The sequence below is a fragment of the Streptomyces spiroverticillatus genome (assembly GCA_014650415.1).
In the GTDB taxonomy this organism is placed as follows: Bacteria; Actinomycetota; Actinomycetes; order Streptomycetales; family Streptomycetaceae; genus Streptomyces; species Streptomyces spiroverticillatus.
Window position 1 is genome coordinate 146,913 of record BMUX01000008.1, and the last position, 17,909, is coordinate 164,821.

Consider the following 17,909-nt stretch of genomic DNA (forward strand, 5'->3'; position numbering starts at 1 on the left):
CGTGCTACCGGCGGGGGTCCCTGCGCATGCACCAGGTGCGGGGGCCGCCGTCGGGAAGCGGGACATCGGCCGTCACCGTGAAGCCGAGGGATTCGTAGAAGGCGACGTTGCGCGCGCTGGAGGTCTCCAGGAACGCCGCGTGCCCGGCGCGCTCGGCCGCCTCGATGCCGGGGACCAGCACCGCCCTGCCCAGACCCCGCCCCTGCGCCTCCGGGGCGACCGCCACCGTGCTGAGGAACCACACCGGCTCCTTCGGCCGGTGCGGCGCGACGGCCTGCTCGGCGGACTCGAACGCATCGGCCCGGTCACCCGCCAACTCCCCGAGCTGCGCGCCCAGTTCGGCGAAGGCGGGGGACGGATCCCGGTCCGGAGTGGTCCACACCGCGACCGCGCGCCCCGCGTCCGCGACCCAGACCCGGCCGTAGACCATTCCGATGCGGGTCAGGGCCAGTTCCTGGAAGCGCCGGATGCGCTCCTGGTGTCCGTCGGCGGCGATCACGTGCCGGGTGAAGGGGTAGTCGGCGAAGGCCCGAGCGAGGGTGTCGACCGCGACGGTCACGTCGGCGTCGGTGAGAGGGCGTACGGAAGTGTGCTCTTGAGTGTGCTCATGGGGCTGCTGAGGCTCTGGCATGTCCGTTCAACGGACACGACCGCGACGGGGTTCCCGTACGGCGCGGGCCCGGCGGGCCAGGTCCCGGTTCCTGGTCAGCGCCGCCACGGCAGGTCCATCCGCGCGAGCGTGGCAGGGTCGGTCACCGTCCTGATGGCGGTGATCCTGCCGTCGGTGACCGTGAACGCCACCACCGAGCGCGGGGTGCCGTCCGCGTGCCGGGCCAGGATTCCCGGAAGTCCGCCGACCAGCACCTCCAGTCCCTCCGCCGCGCCCCTCGCGCCCAGTTGCGCGCCCGCGGCGACCTTCGTCGCGCCCAGCGAGACGACGGGGCCGTCCGGGGTCTCCACGGTCAGCTCCACCTCGGGGTCCAGCAGCCGCAGCAACTCCTCGAAGTCGCCCCGGCGGGCCGCCGCCAGGAAGGCCCGGACCACCTCGCGCCGCTCCCGCCCGGCGCCCGCCGGCCGTTCGCCGTCCCGGACCTTCCGGCGGGCCCGGCTGGCGAGCATCTTCGTCGCGTCCGGGGACTTGCCCAGGATCTGGGCCATCTCCCCGAACGGCACCCCGAACAGGTCGTGCAGCACGAACGCGAGCCGCTCGCCCGGCCCGAGCGAATCCAGTACGACCAGCAGCGCCAGCCCGACCGAGTCGGCGAGCAGCGCATCGTCCTCGGGGGCAGGACCTTCGTCGAGGGTCACCAGCAGATCCGCCACGCCGTCGTCGTACGAGGCCTCCAGCCGGGCCTGCCGGGAGCGCAGCACGTCCAGGCTGATCCGGCCGACCACCGTGGTCAGCCACCCGGCCAGGTTGTGAATGGTCGCCGCGTCCGGGCGGGAGAGCCGCAGCCAGGCCTCCTGCACCACGTCCTCGGCGTCGGCGTGCGAGCCGAGCATGCGGTGCGCGACCGCGCGCAGCCGGTCGCGCTCGGCCTCGAAGAGTTCGGCCATCGGGTCTCGCGGGCCGATCTGGCTCATCTGGTTCATCTGGCTCATCCGGTTACCTTCCTCGGCGCTGTTCCGTCATGGGGATGACGAGCCCGAGTGGGCACAGGTAACCGACGACGAGGAGCAGGACAGATGGAATCACGTGGCGGCGTACGGATGAAGAGCCCGACCAACCCGGACCTGATCACCGGAATCCAGCACTTGTACAAGGTCATCCACTCCGCCGGGGTGGACGGCAAGCTGCTGGCCCTGGTCCACCTGCGCACCAGCCAGATCAACGGGTGCAGCCCCTGCATCCACGCCACCGTCCAGGCGGCGACGAAGGCAGGGGAGAGCGCCGAGCGGCTGCACCACGTGGTCGCCTGGTGCGAGACGCCCTTCTTCACCGAGGAGGAGCGGGCGGCCCTCGCCCTCGCGGAGGCGGTGACCCGGATCCAGGACGGCGCGCCGGGCGTGACCGACGAGATCGGGGACGCGGCGGCCGACCACTTCACCGAGGAGCAGTTGGGTGCGATCACCCTGGAGATCTCGCTGACCAACCTCTTCAACCGGCTCAACCACACCGTCCGGGAGCAGGCCGGCAAGACCTGGCGAACGGGCGGGTGGCGGCCCCCGGCCGACCGGGGGCCGCCGCACCTCACACTTCGCGGGGCTGCGTCGTCGTACGGCATGAGAACGCAGATCACACAGGAGGCACCCGTGAAGATTCTCGTGGCAGGCGCCGGATACGCCGGCACTCTCGCGGCGAACCGGCTGGCCAAGAAGGTGCCGGAGGCGCAGATCACCGTCGTCAATCCGCGCCCCGACTTCGTGGAGCGCGTCCGTCTTCATCAGCAGATCGCGGGCACGGGGAAGGTCACCACACCCCTGGCCGAGATGCTGCACCCCGGCATCCGCTCCCGGCTCGCCGCCGTGACGAAGATCGGCGACGGCACGGCGACCCTGGACACCGGCGAGTCTGTCGACTTCGACCATCTGGTCCTGGCCGTGGGGAGTACGGTCACGCCGTTGCCCGGCACCGTCCCCGTGGGCACCTGGGAGGGTGCGGAGAACGCCCGCGCCCGGCTCGCGGCCCTGCCCGCCGGGGCGAAGGTCACCGTGATCGGCACGGGGGCGACCGGCGTCGAGACCGCCGCCGAGGTCGCCGAGGGGCGTCCCGACCTGGACGTACGGCTGGTGGGGAACCGGCTCGTCGCCTCGTTCTCCGACGGGGCGCGCCGCCGGGTGCGCGCCGGGCTCGAGCGACTGAAGGTCTCCGTCCGGGAGGACACGGTGACCGAAGTGGGGCCCGACGAGGTCCGGTTGGCGTCGGGCGGGGTCCTGGCCTGCGACCTCACCCTGTGGGGCGTCCTCGGGACCATTCCCGACCTGGCCGCCCGCAGCGGGCTCGACGTCGACGGCAGCGGACGCGTCCTCGTCGACCCGTATCTGCGCAGCGTGAGCGACCCGCGGATCCTCGCCGTCGGCGACTGCGCCGCCGTGCCGGGCTCGCGCGCCGCCTGCCAGACGGCCGGACCGCAGGGCGCCCACGCGGCGGACACCCTGGCCCGGCTGATCCGGGGGCGCGAGCCGCGACCGTACTCCATGGGGTACTTCGGTACGGGACTCTCGCTCGGCCGCTCCGACGGCGTGATCCAGCTGTCCCGGCGCGACGACGGCGCACGGCGCCAGTACCTCGCGGGCCGCACGGCGGCGGTGGTCAAGGAGGGCGTGACGCGAGGTGTCAGGCACGGTGCCCGCACCGCCGCGATCGTCTGGCTCCCGGGGCCCAAGTGACCGCCGTCGTAAGGTTGTTCAGTCGAGGCAGAACTCGTTGCCCTCGACGTCCTGCATGTTCTGGCACGACTCGTTGTACTCGTCCGCCAGCAGCAGCGTGCCGCGGGTGGCACCCAGCGCCTCCAGCCGTACGCATTCGGCCTCCAGTGCGGCCAGCCGCTCCTCGCCCACCAGTCCGGTGCCGACCCGCACGTCGATGTGCACGCGGTTCTTGACCGCCTTGCCCTCGGGCACCCGCTGGAAGTACATCCGCGGCCGCACCCCCGTCGGGTCCTGGCAGACGAACCCGGCCAACGGACCGTCGGCCGGCAACGAGGCCTTGTACGCGTCCCAGTCGGCGAAGCCCTCCGGCGGCGCGGGCACGACGTACCCCAGGACCTCGCACCAGAAGCGGGCGACGCGTTCGGGGTCGGCGCAGTCGAAGGTGATCTGGAAGTTCCTGATCTCCGGCGCCGCGGAGTTCTTGATCTCTGTCGTCGTCATCGCGTCATCGTAGAGGGGGGAGTTGACGGACCCCGGTGCGGGGCGGTCTGCGCGTCCGTCAGGGCTCCGGAGCCAGCAGGGCCGGGATGTGGCGGAGCTGGGTGCGGTCGGGGACGGCGAGTTTCGCGTACGCGTTGGAGAGGTGGTAGCCGACCGTGCGCGGGCTCAGATGGAGGCGGGCGGCGATCTCCTTGTTGGTGTGGCCGCGCGCCGCGTGACGGCTGATCCGCCACTCCTGGTGGGTCAGGCCCAGGCGGGCGGGGGAGGAGGGGCGGTCGTGGGCGAGTTCGCGTTCGGCGCGGGCCTGCCAGGGGGTCGCGCCGAGCGAGGCGAAGATCGTACGGGCCGCTTCGAGCGCCGTACGCGCCTGTGACCTGCGGCGCAGACGGCGCAGGCACTCGCCGTGCAGGAGGTGCGCGCGGGCCAGGTTGAACGGGCGGTGCGGAGTGCGGGTCGCCTCGGCCCGTACCGCCAGGGCGAGATGGGGGAGTGCGGCCTCCCGGTCGTCGGCGAGCAGCGCCCGGATGCGGTGCGCGGTGGCCCGGGCGGTGCCGGTGTCCGGTCCCGTGCGGTCGGCGCCGGCCGCGTACGCGGTGCAGAAGGCGCGGACCTCCTCGACGCGCCCGGCGAGCGCCGCCGCCTCCGCCACGTCAGCCGCGACCAGGGCGGCCGTCGGCGGATGGGCCGCCGGGCCCTGCTCGGCGATGACCGGCAGCCAGTGGTCCAGGGCCTGCGAGGGGCGGCCGAGACCGAGTTCGAGCAGGGCGAGGGCGGTGTGCGCGAGCGCGGTCATGAAGGCGCGCGGGTGCGGAGACAGCAGCCGCAGCCCGGTGCTGACGTGGCGGCGGGCGTCCTGTTCGGCCCCGTGCAGGGCGGCCAGCCAGCCGAGGCCGATCTCCCCGGCGCCCTGGAGGGCCACCAGGTCGTGCTCCCGGGCCAGTTGGACGGACTCCCGCAGGTGGGCGTCGGCCCGCCCCCACTGGCCGGAGAGGATCTCGGTGGCGGCCAGGTCGGTGAGGACCTCCGGCAACTGGGCCAACGACGCGCCCGAGCGCCGCAGTTGGCCCGCCTTGTGCACGTAGGCGTCGGCGGCCAGGTCCTCGGTGTCGGTGGACACCGCGTGGTGCGAGGGTACGGGTCCCAGGTCGAGACCGGTGTCGTGCGGCGGGCGCCGCAGCCGCGAGCGCGGCCAGTCGTCGTGCGACGCGGGTGTGGGTACGGAGTCCAGGCTCAGCCGGATGCGCTGGTGGAGCTCCGCGGCGAGGTCCGCGTGCCCGGCGAGGGCGGGGAGGTCCTGTGCGAGGGCGGCGATGCCCGCGAAGTCGCCCTGCGACCACAGGGCCCGCACGGCCAGGTGCAGGGCACCGCACGTGTACTCGGGGTCGGTGGGGGCCAGCAGCCGGGCCGCCTCCACGGCCAGCCGGGCGGCCCGCGCCGCCGAGCCGCCGAAGAACTCCGTCAGCCCGTGCAGGGCCAGCATCCGGCCCCGTACCGGCGGGGCGGCAACGGCCGGATCGACCCGCGACAGCAGCTCGCGCACCTGGCGCACGTCGCCCGCCAGCCACGCGGCGTGCGCCGCCTTCGCCAGCCTTACGGTGCGGTCGGCCGGTTCGGTGGAGAGTTCGGCCGCCCGCACCAGCGCCTGGAGGGCGGCGTGCGGGGCGCCGCGCTCCAGGCACTGCCCGGCCTGCTCCTGGAGGGCGGCGGCGACGTCGTCGTCCGGGTCGGTGAGGACCGCCGCCCGGTGCCAGGTCCGCCGTTCCGCCGTGGTGACCTCGGCGAGTGCCCGGTGGGTGAGCATCCGGCGGACCGGGCCCGCCTCCTCGTACACGGTCTGCTGGAGCAGTGGGTGGCGGAACTCCGTGCGGCCCCGGTCGAAGCGCAGCACCCCGGCGGTGAACGCCTCGTCCAGGCCGCGCACGTCCAGGTCCAGGAGTGCGGCCGCCTCCAGGAGGACCTCCAGGGATTCGTGCTGTCCGGCGGCGGCCAGCAGGAGCATGCCCTGGGCGGGGGCGGACAGTTGGCGGACCTCGTGGGAGAACGCCTGCCCGACCGGCAGCGGACCGGTGGAGGAGGACGCGGCGACCGTCCGCACGGTCTCGACCAGGGCCAGCGGATTGCCCCGTGCCGTGCGCAGGACGCGCTCCACCGTCGCGGGATCCGCGGCGGGCAGGTGGTGGGCCACGACCTCGCGCGACTGGGCGTCGGTGAGCGGCGGCAGGACGTACTGGCGCAGACCGGCGCGGTCGCCCAGGTGACGCATGCCGGGGCGGGCCGTGAGGACGGCGGCCACCGGGTGCTTGTGCAGCCGCCGCAGGGCGAACAGCAGCGCGTCGCACGAATCGCTGTCCAGCCACTGGAGGTCGTCGACGAGCAGCAGCACCGGGCGGTCCTGCGCGAGCAGATGCAGGAGCTGGAAGAGGGCGGTGGCGACCGGATAGCGCTCGGCCCGCCCGGTTTCGATGCCGAGCGCGCACTCCAGCGCGGCCCGGCCGGCCGGGGGCAGCCGGTGCAGCTCCGTGGTGTGCGGCCACAGGAGTTCGTGCAGGCCCGAGTACGGCAGGCGGCTCTCCGCTAGGGTGCCCCGGCACTGGAGGACGGCGGTGCCGCCGGCCGCGAGGTGCGCGGCGCGGTCCAGGAGGGTCGTCTTGCCCGACCCGGGATCGCCGACGAACAGGAGGCCGCCGCCGGTGCCTTGCGGCGGCTGGTCCTGCGACAGCTGGTCCTGCGACGGCTGATCCTGCGGCGGCTGATCCGCTGACGCCTGGTCCTCCGGCGTCCTGTCCGTGGACGCGCCGGAGAGGAGCCGGCGTACCGCGTCCAGCTCCGTCATTCTTCCGATCATCACTGCGGCGATGATACGGGAGCACGTTGAAAGCTGGATGAACTCGCGACGGAGCGTGGCCATGACGGATGCCGTGCGGGAAATTCCGGAGGCGTTATGGGCCGTTGCGTGGCCATGTGATCCGATGCCCGGTCACACCCCGTCATGGTGCGGGACGTTGGCCGCACAACCCCGGTCACCGTGACAGATCCGACGACCGATCCGCTCAGGGCCCGCCCCGGCGACAGTGGTCACCGCACGGGCCGACCGGCGTCCCCCGCCGGACAGGAGCGGTTCGCCGGAGAGCAGCGCTGAGCGCAATGAGCGCGCTGGGCGCACGGGGCGCACGGGGCGCATTGAGCAAGGAAAGCGGTACAGCCATGAACAGCACGGAGTTCGACAACATCGTCGTGGGCGCCGGATCGGCGGGCGCCGTCGTCGCACGGCGGCTGGTCGACGCGGGCCGCAAGGTCCTCCTCGTGGAGGCGGGCCCGGTCGACGACACCGAGGCCATCCACGACCCCACGGGTTCGATCCAGCTCTGGAACAGCCCCTGGGACTGGGCCTTCCGGACCGAGCCCCAGACCCACGCCGACGGACGCGAACTGCCCTGGCCGCGCGGCCGGACGCTCGGCGGCTCCAGCTCGTTCAACGGCATGATCTACGTGCGCGGCGCGCGGGCCGACTACGACTCCTGGGCCTACGGCGGCGCGGCGGGCTGGTCCTGGCAGGACGTGGAACCGTACTTCCGCCGCATGGAGGACTTCGACGGCGGCGCGGCGGGCGGCCGAGGCGTCGGCGGGCCCCTGCACGTGCAGCGCAACCCCGGCCCGGACGCCCTGGTGCGGTCCTGGGTGGAGGCGGCCCGGCAGTACGGTCTGCCGTACAACGACGACTACAACAGCGGCGACCAGCACGGCGTGAGCTACACCCAGCACACCATCAAGGACCACCGCCGTCAGTCGACCTGGGTGGCGTACGGGCACGCGGTGCGGGACAACCCGCTGCTGACCGTGGTCACCGACGCGCTCGTGACGCGGATCGTCTTCGACGGGGACCGCGCGGCGGGCATCGCGTACACGGCCGACGGGCAGGAGCACATCGCCCGCTCGGCGCACGAAGTGGTGCTCTCCGGCGGCGTGTTCGGCACACCGCAGCTCCTCATGCTGTCCGGCATAGGCCCGGCCGAGCACCTGCGGTCCTTCGGGCTGCGGGTCCGCGCCGACCTGCCGGGTGTCGGCCAGAACCTCCAGGACCACTGGTCGGCGCCGCTGGTCTGGAAGTCGCGGCAGCCGCTGCCCGCGTGGGCGGCGCAGGGGCTGGAGGCCCAGTACTTCGCCGCCACCCGGCCGGGGCTCGCCGTCCCCGACATCCAGCCCCTCTTCCTCTCGTTCCCCTACCCGGTGCCGGGCGCGGACCTGCCCGAGCACGGCTTCTCCGCCGTGGGCCAGCTGCTGCACCCGTACAGCCGGGGCGAGGTGCGGCTGCGCTCCGCCGACCCGTCGGCCCCGCCGGTCCTCGACCCGAAGGTGTTCTCCGACCCGCGCGACCTGGAGACCCTCGTCGACAACCTGGAGCAGCTCCGCGACATCGCCGGACAGGACGCGCTCGAGGAGTGGAACGACGGCGAGGTGCTGCCGGGCGAGGGCACCGCGACGCGTGCACAGCTGCGCGACCACGTGCGGGCCACCGTCGTCTCCGGCCACCACCAGGTCGGCACCGCGCGGATGGGCCTGGACGCCCTGTCCGTCGTCGACCCCGAACTGCGGGTCCACGGGGTACGCAACCTGCGGGTCGCCGACGCGTCGGTCATGCCGCACGAGCCCACCGGCAACACGAACGCGCCGAGCGTCATGATCGGCGAGAGGGCGTCGGACCTGCTGCTGGGACGCGGGGCGCGATAGGCCGTCCCGGCTGCCGCCTCGGCCGTACGGTCCGCTTCCGGCAGCCGTACGCCCCCCCTCACGACCGGCCCGGCACCGGCCGGGTGCTCAGAGGCGTACCGCCGAACCCCTGGCGGCCGTACGCCCTCCCCCTCACCCACGAAAGGCCGGTGCCCGGCCCAGCCGTGGGCGGTGTCCGGCAGGACCTGCCGCGCACCGCCCACGGCGTCCAACCCGCGCCCCTGCCCCCCCCTCCTCCCGAAGAAGGCCCTCATGCCCACCACCGTCACCGCAGCCGTCTCCCGCGAACCCGGGGAGGACTTCCGCATCGAGGAACTCCGGCTCGACGACCCCCGCCCCGACGAAGTCCTCGTCCGCTACACGGCCGTCGGCCTCTGCCACACCGATCTGGAGGCCGCCGCCGGCAAGCTCCCCACCCCGCACCCGGTGGTCCTCGGCCACGAGGGCGCGGGGACGATCGAGGCCGTCGGCGCGGCGGTCACCGGCTTCGCCCCCGGCGACCGGGTCGTCCTCAGCCTCGACTCGTGCGGCGTCTGCCGCAACTGCCTGGCCGGGCAGCCCGCCTACTGCGACCAGCACCTCCCGCTGAACTTCCACTCCCGGCGCGCGGACGGCTCGGTGGGTCTGCGCGACGCCTCCGGCGCCCCGGTGCACGACCACTTCTTCGGGCAGTCCTCGTTCGCCTCGTACGGCCTCGCCCACCCCCGCGGCCTGGTCAAGGTCCCCGACGACCTGCCGCTCACCACCCTCGCCCCGCTCGGCTGCGGGCTCATCACCGGTGCGGGTGCCGTCCTCAACTCGCTGCGGGTGCGGGCCGGAAGCAGCGTCGCGGTCTTCGGGCTCGGTTCGGTAGGTCTCGCGGCGCTGATGGCCGCCGTCGCCTCCGGTGCGACGCGTGTCATCGCGATCGACCGGAAGCCCGAACGCCTCACCCTGGCAAAGGAGTTGGGTGCTTCCGACGTCGTCGACGCCACCGCCGTCGAGGCCGGTGAAGCCGTCCTGGGGCTGACCGGGGGACGCGGCGTGGACCACAGTGTCGAGTCGACCGGCGTCGTCCCGGTGATGAACACCGCCGTCTCGGTCCTGGCGCCCCTCGGCTCGGCCGCCGTCCTGGGCGTCGCGGCACTCGACGCCGACCTGAAGGCCAACGCCTTCGAACTCCTCAAGGGCCGCACCGTCACCGGTTCCGTCATGGGCCACCAGGCGCCCGGCCTGCTGATCCCCCGGCTCCTCGACCTCCACCGCCGGGGGCGCTTCCCGCTCGACCGCCTCGTGACCACGTACCCCCTGGCCGACATCAACCGCGCGATCGCCGACGTCAGGACGGGCAGCACCGTCAAGGCCGTCCTCACTCACCGCGCGTGACCGCCCACTCCCGAAACGGACACACCGTGAAGCTCACACGCCCCCGCACCACCCTCGCCGTCGGTGCCACCGCGGCCGCCGCCGTGGTCGCTCTTGCCACCCTGGCACCCTCCGCGTCGGCGACGCAGGAACAGACCGCCGCACCGGCGCACCGGGCCAAGCCGACCGTCGTCCTGGTCCACGGCGCGTTCGCCGACGCCTCCGGCTGGGCGGACACCGTCAAGCGCCTGCGGCACGACGGATATCCGGTGCGGGCCGTCGCCAACCCGCTGCGCGGCCTTGACCACGACGCCGCCTACGTCACTGGGCTCCTCAAGAGCATCAAGGGCCCCAAGATCGTCGTCGGCCACTCCTACGGCGGCGCGGTCATCACCAACGCCGCCGCCTCCGTGCCCGACGTCAAGGCGCTCGTGTACGTCGCCGCGTTCGTGCCCGACCAGGGGGAGTCGCTCGGCTCGCTGCTGGAGGAGCACGCTGACCCCACCGTCCCGGCGCTCCCGCAGCAGACCTTCGGCTACACCCGGCCCGACGGCTCCGCCGGCACCGACGTCCTCCTCGACCCGGCCCGGTTCCGGGCCGCCTTCGCCGCGGACGTACCGGCACCCGAGGCGGACCTCATGGCCGCCTCCCAACGCCCCATTGCCGTCGAGGCGTTCGAGCAGCCCACCAAGGCGGCGGCCTGGAAGAAGCTGCCCTCCTGGGCCCTGGTCGCCACCCGGGACAAGGCGATTCCGCCGAGCCTGGAGCGCTTCATGGCCCGGCGTGCGGGCGCGCACATCACCGAGGTGCCCAGCTCCCACGCCGCCATGGTCAGCAACCCGGGCGCCGTGACCCGCCTCGTCCAGCAGGCGGACCGGGCCACGCGCTGACCGCCGGCGACGCCCCCGCTCCGGACGGCATCCCGCCGTCCGGAGCGGTTCTCCGCGCCCACAACCCTTGAGCCCGGGTTTCCGAGCCCACAACCCCTTGAGCCCCGGGCTTCCGGGCCCCCGAACCCGACGTACGAAAGCAGCGACCGCCATGTCCCCACCGTTCCCGGGCGCCCGCACGTCCCTTTGCCGCCCCGTGGTGCTCCTCCTGGCGTTCGCCGCCCTGCACGGGCTCGCCGTGTGGACGCCGATCGGCCAGCGGGCGGAGAACGCCCTGGTGGTGGGTTACGCCGACCAGGCGCGGATCTTCCCCTGGGTGCAGTCCTGGGGGCCGCCGCCCCTCGCGCACGAGATCCCGCTGCTCGTCGTGGGCCTGGCCCTGGTCGTGGCGGTCTCCGTCGTACGGCGACGGCTGCGCGAAGGGTGTGCGGCCGTCGCCGCGGTGGTCGGCACGCTCGCCGTCACGGAACTGCTCAACAAGGCCGTTCTGGTACGTCCCGACCTCGTCGGCGCCGCGCAGAACCTCCGGGAGGCGAGCTTCCCGAGCGGTCACGTGGCGATCTCCGCCGCACTCGCCCTGGGGCTCGTACTCGTCGTCCCCGGGCGGGCCCGCCTGCCGGTGGCCGCCGTCGGCGCCGTGTGGGTGGCGCTCACGGCGGGCGCCGTCCAGGCGCTGTACTGGCACCGGCCCAGCGACGTGCTCGGCGCCGTCCTGCTGGCCTGTGCCGCGTTCGCCGCCGCCCGGTGCTTCCTCGGCCCGGGGGCGGCGGGCGGCGGGGCCCGGCCGCGCTTTTGGTACGTATGGCCCGTGGCGGCCGTCGTCGCCGTGCTCGCCGCGTCGCGCGAGGACACGGCGGCGCGACCGCTGGTGTTCGCCGGGGCGGCGTTCGTCTGCGCGGTGCTGGTGTGGGGTGTCGCCGTGTCCGGGGGAGCGGTGGTCAGGCAGGCACCCGGTCGGACCGCGCGTGGGTGAGCTCCGCGAGGTGGACCAGTTCCGCCAGCAGCTCCTTCAGCAGGCTCTCGGTGAACTGGTCGGCGAGGAACGTCCCCTCCGTGTCGAAGCGCTGGTGCGAGCGGAAGACGGTGACCTCCGGGTGGGCCACCACGGGTGCCTGTACCCGGTGCAGGATCTGGCGCAGGACCAACTGCCCCCGGGCGGTGCCGAACTGCGAGGGCGAGGCGCCCAGGATCGCGGTGGGCCTGCCGCGCAGGCTGGAGTCGCCCGCCGGACGGGACAGCCAGTCCAAGGCGTTCATCAGGACGCCGGGGATCGCCGAGTTGTACTCGGGCGTCGCGATGATCAGGCCGTCGGCCTCCCGCACCCGCGCCCGCAGGTCCGCGACCGAGGCGGGCGGCACCTCCTCGCGGTCCTGGTTGAAGTACGGCAGCTCGCCGAGGCCCTCGTGGATCTCGACGGAGACTCCGTCCGGGGCCAGGGCCTTCAGGGCGTGCAGCAGGGCGGTGTTGTGCGAGCCGCGGCGCAGGCTGCCGGAGAGGGCGAGGAAACGCAGGTCGGACATGGTGGGTTGCTCCAGTTCGGTAGAAGGGCCGGTGAAAGGGCCGGTGGAAGGTTCGGTGGAAGGTTCGGTGGAAGAGGGGATGGCGGGGGACGACGGGTTGCCGTCCCCCGCACGGGGTCAGGAGTGCGGTGTACGGAGCGGGCGTGCGGCCGCGTACACCCGGCTGCGGTCCGCCGCCAGCCGGTCCAGCGGGGCGGCGATGCCCTCGGGCAGCCGCAGGGGGTCGAAGTCGGCCTCCACGGCGGGCGGTTCGGCGCGGTCCAGGACCAAGGTGCCCAGCGGCATCGACCGCTGCGAGGACCACAGGCGGGTCGGGTCGTGCACCTCGTCCCCGGGACCGGGGAGGTGCGCCAGCAGGTCGAAGGCGGAAGGGAGTTCGGCCGCGAGTCCCCGCATGAGGTAGTCCTGCGGGCGGGCCGCTGCCTCCTCCTCCGTGAGCGGCTCCGTGGGCCGCCGGGGCCGCCAGCTCAGCCGGGCCCAGGTGACCGTGCCCGCCGCATCGGTCAGGCCGAACGCGTGCACCGCGTGGTAGGCCAGCCCGGTGAAGCCCGCCGCCGGACGCGACCGCTGGGCCAGTTCCATGGCGGTCGCCGCCTCCGGGTGGCGCTCCAGGAACGCGGGCACCGCGGCGGGGTCCGGGGAGTTCGTCGCCCGGAGGAACTCGACCATGTGCGCCCCGGTCCGTACGAAGAAGACCGGCAGCGTGAACATCACGAGGTCCAGGCCGCCGATCCGGACCGCGAGCCCGTGGTCGCCGGGAGCACCGTCGTGCCCGCCCGGACCACCGAGCGTGCTGGAGAACCGGGCCGTGGCGGGGACGGCGGCCGACCCGGCGAAGAGGGCGGCGGCACTCAGCCCGGCGGCCTCGGCCGAGGGCGTGAACGTGCCCGCAGCCCAGGCGCCGCGTGCGTGCAGAAGGCGGTCCCGGGGGTCCGCGCCGGTCGCCTCGGCGACCTGAGCGACGAGCGCGGCCCCGCTGGGCGAGGACCTGTGCGCGGCCCCGTCCTGCGGGGCGACGTGCGCGCCACTGTTCAAAGAAGTGCTGGTCATGGCGGTGACCCTAGGGAGATCGACCACTCCCGCGCATCGGTCGCCGTATCGGTCGGACCTGCCGCCGCCCGGATCCGGGCGGAGGGCGGGGCCGCATAGGATCACAAGGAAATGGTTGTGTACGGGCGGTATCAGGAGAAGTCAGAGCTCGACCGGGTCCTCGACGGGGCGCGTGCGGGCCGGGGGGCGGCAGTGGTGCTCTGGGGCGACCCGGGCATCGGCAAGACCGCGTTGCTGGAGTACGCGGCCGAAGGCGCCGGGGACTTCACCGTCATCGGCTGCCGGGGCAGCCGGATGGAATCGGGCCTCGCCTTCGCCGCCCTGCACGGGCTGCTGTGGCCGCTGGCCGACCGGATCGACACCCTCCCGCCGCCGCAGGCCGCCGCCCTGCACGCGGCGCTCGGCCACAGCGGCGACGTCACCGACCGTTTCCTCATCGGCGTCGCCACTCTCACCCTGCTCGCCGAACTCGCCAACGAAAAGCCCCTGTTGGTCATCGTGGACGACGCGGACTGGCTCGACGAGCCGACCGCCGAGTGCCTGGGGTTCGTCGCGCGGCGGCTGCGTGCCGAACCGCTGGTGCTGCTCCTCACCGGACACACCGACCCCGCCGCCGGCGGCCCCTGGGAAGGGCTGCGGGCGCTGCCCGTACCCCCGTTGACCGACGCCGAGGCGACCGACTACCTGCACGCCGAAGTGCCGGACGCGGACGAGGAGACCGTACGGCGTACGGTACGGCTCGCCTGCGGCAACCCGCTCGCCCTGCGCGAACTCCCCTCCCGCGCCGCCGACTCCGGCGAGCGGCAGCCCGTCGGGCCCCGGCTGCGCCGCGCCTTCGGCGCCCGTACCGCACGGCTGTCCGCCGCCGCCCGCACCCTGCTGCTGGTCGCGGCCGCCGAGGACCGGGGCGACCGGGGCCTGCTGCGCGAGGCGGCCGGGGTGCTCGGGGCCGGGGAGGCGGCCTGGGAGGAGGTGACACGGTCGGGGCTGCTCGCCGTCCGCGACGGCCGGGTCGGCTTCCTCGCGCCGCTCGTCGGGGCGGTCGTCTACGAAGCGGCCCCGTTCGCCGAACGCCAGTCGGCGCACCGGGCGTTGGCGCAGGCCCTGCGCACGCACGGCACCGAGGAAGGGCTGCGGGCCTGGCACCTGGCGGCCGCCGCCGACGAGAGCGACGAAGAGGTCGCGGCCCTGCTCGAACGCAGTGCGCACACCGACCGCTCCCGCGGCGGCTTCGCCTCCGCCGCCCGCGCCCTCGGCCGGGCCGCCGAACTCTCCCCCGCCCCGACGGACGCCGCCCGCAGGCTCGCCCTCGCGGCCCGCGCCGCCTGGGAGTGCGGCCGGGTGGCCAGGGCGCAGGACCTGCTCGACCGGGCGACCCGGCTGGTGCCCGAACCTCGGGTCGCCGAGGACAGCGGCGGGCTGCGCGGCGTCATCGAGTTCGCCCACGGCGACCAGGAACGCGCCCACCGGCTGCTGCTGCGCCACACCCACGCCGTCTCCGACCGGGCCCAGGCCGTCGAGCTGGCCTGTCTGGCGGTACGGGCCGGCTGGTCGGGCGGATCCCCCGAACGGCAGGCCTCCGCACTGTGCCGGGTGGCCGAACTGGCGGCGGGCGCGGGCATGCCCGAGGCCACCCTGCTGCCCACCCTGACCCAGTGGTGGGGCGGCGAGGACGTCACCGAACAGCTCTCGGCCGAGGAGACCATCGCCCGGCTCGGCGCGGTCTCCTGGCAGTTGATGCCGCCCGCACCGCTGGCCGTGGCCTGGGGCGTGGAGCGGGTGCTGGCCGAGGCGTTCCGCCGCAAGGCGGAGGACCTGCGCCGGATGGACGCGGCCAGCGCCCTGGTGCTGGCGGTGCCCCAGACCGTGATGGTCGACATCATGGCCGGACGCTGGACCGAGGCCGCCGCGAACGCCTCCGAGACGCTGAAGCTCGCCACCGAGATAGGCGCCGACCACGCCGCTTCCCAGTGCCGCAACTCGCTCGCCTGGCTCGCCGCACTGCGCGGCGACGAGGAGCGGGTCGCCGAACTCACCGCACAAAGCCTGGAGTTGTCGGTGCCGCGCGGAGTGCGGGCGCTGAGCGCCGCCGCGTACTGGCACCGCGCCAAGGCCGCCCTGTTCGCCGGACGCCCGCAGGACGCCCTCGACCTGCTGCTGCCCCTGGCCGAAACCGGACACCGGGCCGCCCACTCCACCTTCGCGCTGCTCGCCGCCGCCGACACCGTGGAGGCGGCCGTCCGCGCGGGCCACCCCGAGGCGGGCCGGCCCGCGCTGCGGGTGCTGCGCGCCTGGGCGGACCGCACCGGTGCGGCCTGGGCGGTCGCCGCGGCCCACCAGAGCACGGCGCTGCTGGTCGCCGACCGTGCGGAGGAGGAATTCCGGGCCGCCCTGGACGTACCCGGGGCGACGGACCGCCCGTTCACGCACGCCCGCACCCGCCTGCTGTACGGCGAGTGGCTGCGGCGGGCCCGCCGGCGCACCGACGCCCGCGTCCAGCTCGCCGAGGCGGCCGACACCTTCCGCCGGGTCGGCGCGACACCGCTGCTCGAACGGGCCCTGAACGAACAGGAACTGACGGGCCAGCAGCTGCGCCGCGACCCCGGCCACGACGACGCCGCACTCACCCCGCAGGAACTGCGCGTCGCCCGCCTGGCCGCCGAGGGCCTGACCAACCGGGAGATCGCCGCCCGCCTCCTGATCAGCCCCCGCACGGTCGGCCACCACCTCTCCAACGTCTTTCCCAAACTGGGCGTCGTCGCCCGCGGCGAACTGGCCCGGGTGGACTTCGACAACGGGATGCGGCTGATGTCGTGAACGGGGTGCGGCCGATGATCTGCCGACGGGCCCGCCCCGGGCGCGGGGGAGTGGCCGGCCCGGTCGGCTGTCGGCCACCGGACATGCATCGTGCCTGGTCATGACGGATGCGATGACCGATGCGCACGCGCTGGGACCTTCCTAACGTCGTCCCCGTTCGGCTGACCGGCCGGCGGACGACCCAGGAGTTTCCCCATGCACGACAACACCCCTTCCACCCCCGCGCCCTTCGACACCCTCGTCGTCGGCGGCGGCTCCGCGGGCGCCGTCCTCGCCGCCCGCCTCACCGAGAACCCCGGCCGCACCGTCCTGCTGCTGGAGGCCGGACCCTCCTACGCCCCCGAGGGTTACCCGGAGTCCGTCGCCTCCAGCAGCGTCCTGGGCGGCTGGACCGGGCACGACTGGGGCTACCGCTCCGAACCCGGCTTCATCGGCCACCCCGTGGACGCCTTCCGCGGCAAGGTGCTGGGCGGGTCATCCGCCGTCAACGGCTCCGTGGCGGTGCGCGCCCTGCCGTCCGACTTCGCCCGCTGGTCGGAGCGGGGGCTGAAGGGCTGGTCGTACGAGGAGGTCCTGCCCGCGTTCAAGGCGCTGGAGGCCACCGGGGCGGGCGACGACGCCCGGCACGGCCGCACCGGACCGCTGCCGGTGACCCAGCTCGGGCGCGACGACGTCTCCCCGATGCAGCGTGCCTTCGTCGACGCGGCCCTCGCCGACGGCATCCCGGCCGTGGACGACTTCAACGGCACCGACCCGCACGGCGTCGGCCCGTACCCCATGAACGTCCGCGACGGCGTCCGCGTCAACACCGGCATGGCGTACCTGACGGACGCCGTACGGGCCCGCCCCAACCTCACCGTCCGCGCCGAAACCCTGGTGGACCGCGTCCTGTTCGAGGGCACCCGGGCGGTCGGCGTCGTCCTCGCCGACGGCAGCGAGATCCGGGCCCGCGAGGTGATCCTCTCGGCCGGTGCGTACGGCAGCGCCGCCGCCCTGCTGCGCTCCGGCATCGGCCCCGCCGACGACCTCGCCGCCCTGGACATCCCCGTCGTCGCCGACCTCCCGGTCGGCCTGCGCCTCCAGGACCACCCCTTCTACTACAACGCGTACGCCGCCGACCCCGAGCGCATCGGCGCGCAGACCCCGGTCATCGGCGCCAAGGTGTGGACCGCCTCCTCGGCGGTCGCCGAGGGCGAACTCGACCTGCACATCACCGCCACCCACCTCTTCGACCACGCCTCCAGCCCCACCGGCGTCGGCTTCGTCCTCGCGGTCGCGCTCGTCCGCCCCCAGTCGCAGGGCACGCTGACCCTGGTCAGCCGCGACCCGCAGGACGCACCCCGCATCGACCTGAACTTCCTCGCCGAGCCCGAGGACCGCCACCGCCTGATCGAGGGCATCCGGCTCGCCCGCCGCCTGGGCGCCACCGAACCGCTCGCCGGACTGGTGAGCAGCGAGCTCAACCCCGGTCCGCAGGCCGTGAGCGACGCCGAGATCGAGGCGTCCGCGCTGGCCACCCTGGACACCTACCACCACCCCACCTCCACCGCCCCGATGGGCGCGGACGACGACCCGACGGCGGTCACCGACCGGCTGGGCGCGGTGCGCGGGGTCACCGGCCTGCGCGTCGTCGACGCCTCGATCTTCCCCGACGTCCCGTCGGCGGCCACCAACCTCACGGTCATCGCGGCGGCCGAACACATCGCCCGCCAGATCTGACTACCCGTCAAATACCGCTACCTGCAAG

13 protein-coding genes are annotated in these 17,909 nt (G+C 74.3%); 7 read left to right on the forward strand and 6 right to left on the reverse strand.

What is annotated here, in order from left to right; translation table 11 throughout:
- Positions 1-4 precede the first annotated feature (4 nt).
- Positions 5-631 carry a GNAT family N-acetyltransferase gene (locus tag IE269_RS22325; protein ID WP_189824856.1) on the reverse strand — a complete coding sequence of 209 codons (627 nt, stop codon included), beginning with the start codon at positions 629-631 and terminating at the stop codon, positions 5-7.
- Between the two features lie 74 nt (positions 632-705).
- The gene (locus IE269_RS22330; RefSeq protein ID WP_229898064.1) at positions 706-1,602 is read right to left on the reverse strand and encodes a sigma-70 family RNA polymerase sigma factor; all 897 of its coding nucleotides are present in this window, start codon (positions 1,600-1,602) and stop codon (positions 706-708) included.
- Between the two features lie 84 nt (positions 1,603-1,686).
- On the opposite strand from IE269_RS22330, the gene IE269_RS22340 reads away from it, so the two are divergent.
- Complete coding sequence (locus IE269_RS22340; protein ID WP_229898066.1) at positions 1,687-3,330, forward strand: FAD-dependent oxidoreductase; 1,644 nt, start codon at positions 1,687-1,689, stop codon at positions 3,328-3,330.
- A gap of 18 nt (positions 3,331-3,348) precedes the next feature.
- Here the strand turns inward: IE269_RS22340 and IE269_RS22345 are convergent, their stop codons facing one another.
- Together IE269_RS22345 and IE269_RS22350 are read right to left on the reverse strand one after the other, a co-directional pair.
- Positions 3,349-3,813, reverse strand: a complete 465-nt coding sequence (locus tag IE269_RS22345) for a VOC family protein (RefSeq protein ID WP_189824857.1) — start codon at positions 3,811-3,813, stop codon at positions 3,349-3,351.
- 58 nt (positions 3,814-3,871) lie between these two features.
- Entirely contained in the window at positions 3,872-6,646 is a 2,775-nt protein-coding gene (locus IE269_RS22350; RefSeq protein WP_189824858.1) for an AAA family ATPase, read from the reverse strand.
- A gap of 371 nt (positions 6,647-7,017) precedes the next feature.
- On the opposite strand from IE269_RS22350, the gene IE269_RS22355 reads away from it, so the two are divergent.
- The 4 genes from IE269_RS22355 (at position 7,018) to IE269_RS22370 (ending at position 11,748) form a co-directional block, all read left to right on the forward strand.
- Positions 7,018-8,541 (forward strand): GMC family oxidoreductase, encoded by a 1,524-nt coding sequence (locus tag IE269_RS22355; RefSeq protein WP_189824859.1) that lies wholly within the window; start codon positions 7,018-7,020, stop codon positions 8,539-8,541.
- Between the two features lie 252 nt (positions 8,542-8,793).
- Complete coding sequence (locus tag IE269_RS22360; RefSeq protein WP_189824860.1) at positions 8,794-9,906, forward strand: NAD(P)-dependent alcohol dehydrogenase; 1,113 nt, start codon at positions 8,794-8,796, stop codon at positions 9,904-9,906.
- Positions 9,907-9,932: 26 nt separating this feature from the next.
- Complete coding sequence (locus tag IE269_RS22365; protein WP_189824861.1) at positions 9,933-10,775, forward strand: alpha/beta fold hydrolase; 843 nt, start codon at positions 9,933-9,935, stop codon at positions 10,773-10,775.
- A 151-nt stretch (positions 10,776-10,926) separates the two neighbouring features.
- On the forward strand, positions 10,927-11,748 hold the full coding sequence (locus tag IE269_RS22370; protein ID WP_189824862.1) for a phosphatase PAP2 family protein: 822 nt from the start codon (positions 10,927-10,929) through the stop codon (positions 11,746-11,748).
- Here the strand turns inward: IE269_RS22370 and IE269_RS22375 are convergent.
- A complete protein-coding gene (locus IE269_RS22375; protein WP_189824863.1) occupies positions 11,714-12,295 on the reverse strand; it encodes an NADPH-dependent FMN reductase in 582 nt (193 codons plus the stop codon). The two genes, IE269_RS22370 and IE269_RS22375, sit on opposite strands and share 35 nt — an antisense overlap.
- Positions 12,296-12,412: 117 nt before the next feature.
- Positions 12,413-13,345 carry a catalase gene (locus IE269_RS22380; protein WP_189824864.1) on the reverse strand — a complete coding sequence of 311 codons (933 nt, stop codon included), beginning with the start codon at positions 13,343-13,345 and terminating at the stop codon, positions 12,413-12,415.
- A gap of 117 nt (positions 13,346-13,462) precedes the next feature.
- On the opposite strand from IE269_RS22380, the gene IE269_RS22385 reads away from it, so the two are divergent.
- A complete protein-coding gene (locus IE269_RS22385) occupies positions 13,463-16,162 on the forward strand; it encodes a helix-turn-helix transcriptional regulator (protein ID WP_229898067.1) in 2,700 nt (899 codons plus the stop codon).
- A gap of 195 nt (positions 16,163-16,357) precedes the next feature.
- Entirely contained in the window at positions 16,358-17,881 is a 1,524-nt protein-coding gene (locus IE269_RS22390) for a GMC family oxidoreductase (protein WP_189824866.1), read from the forward strand.
- Positions 17,882-17,909 lie beyond the last annotated feature (28 nt).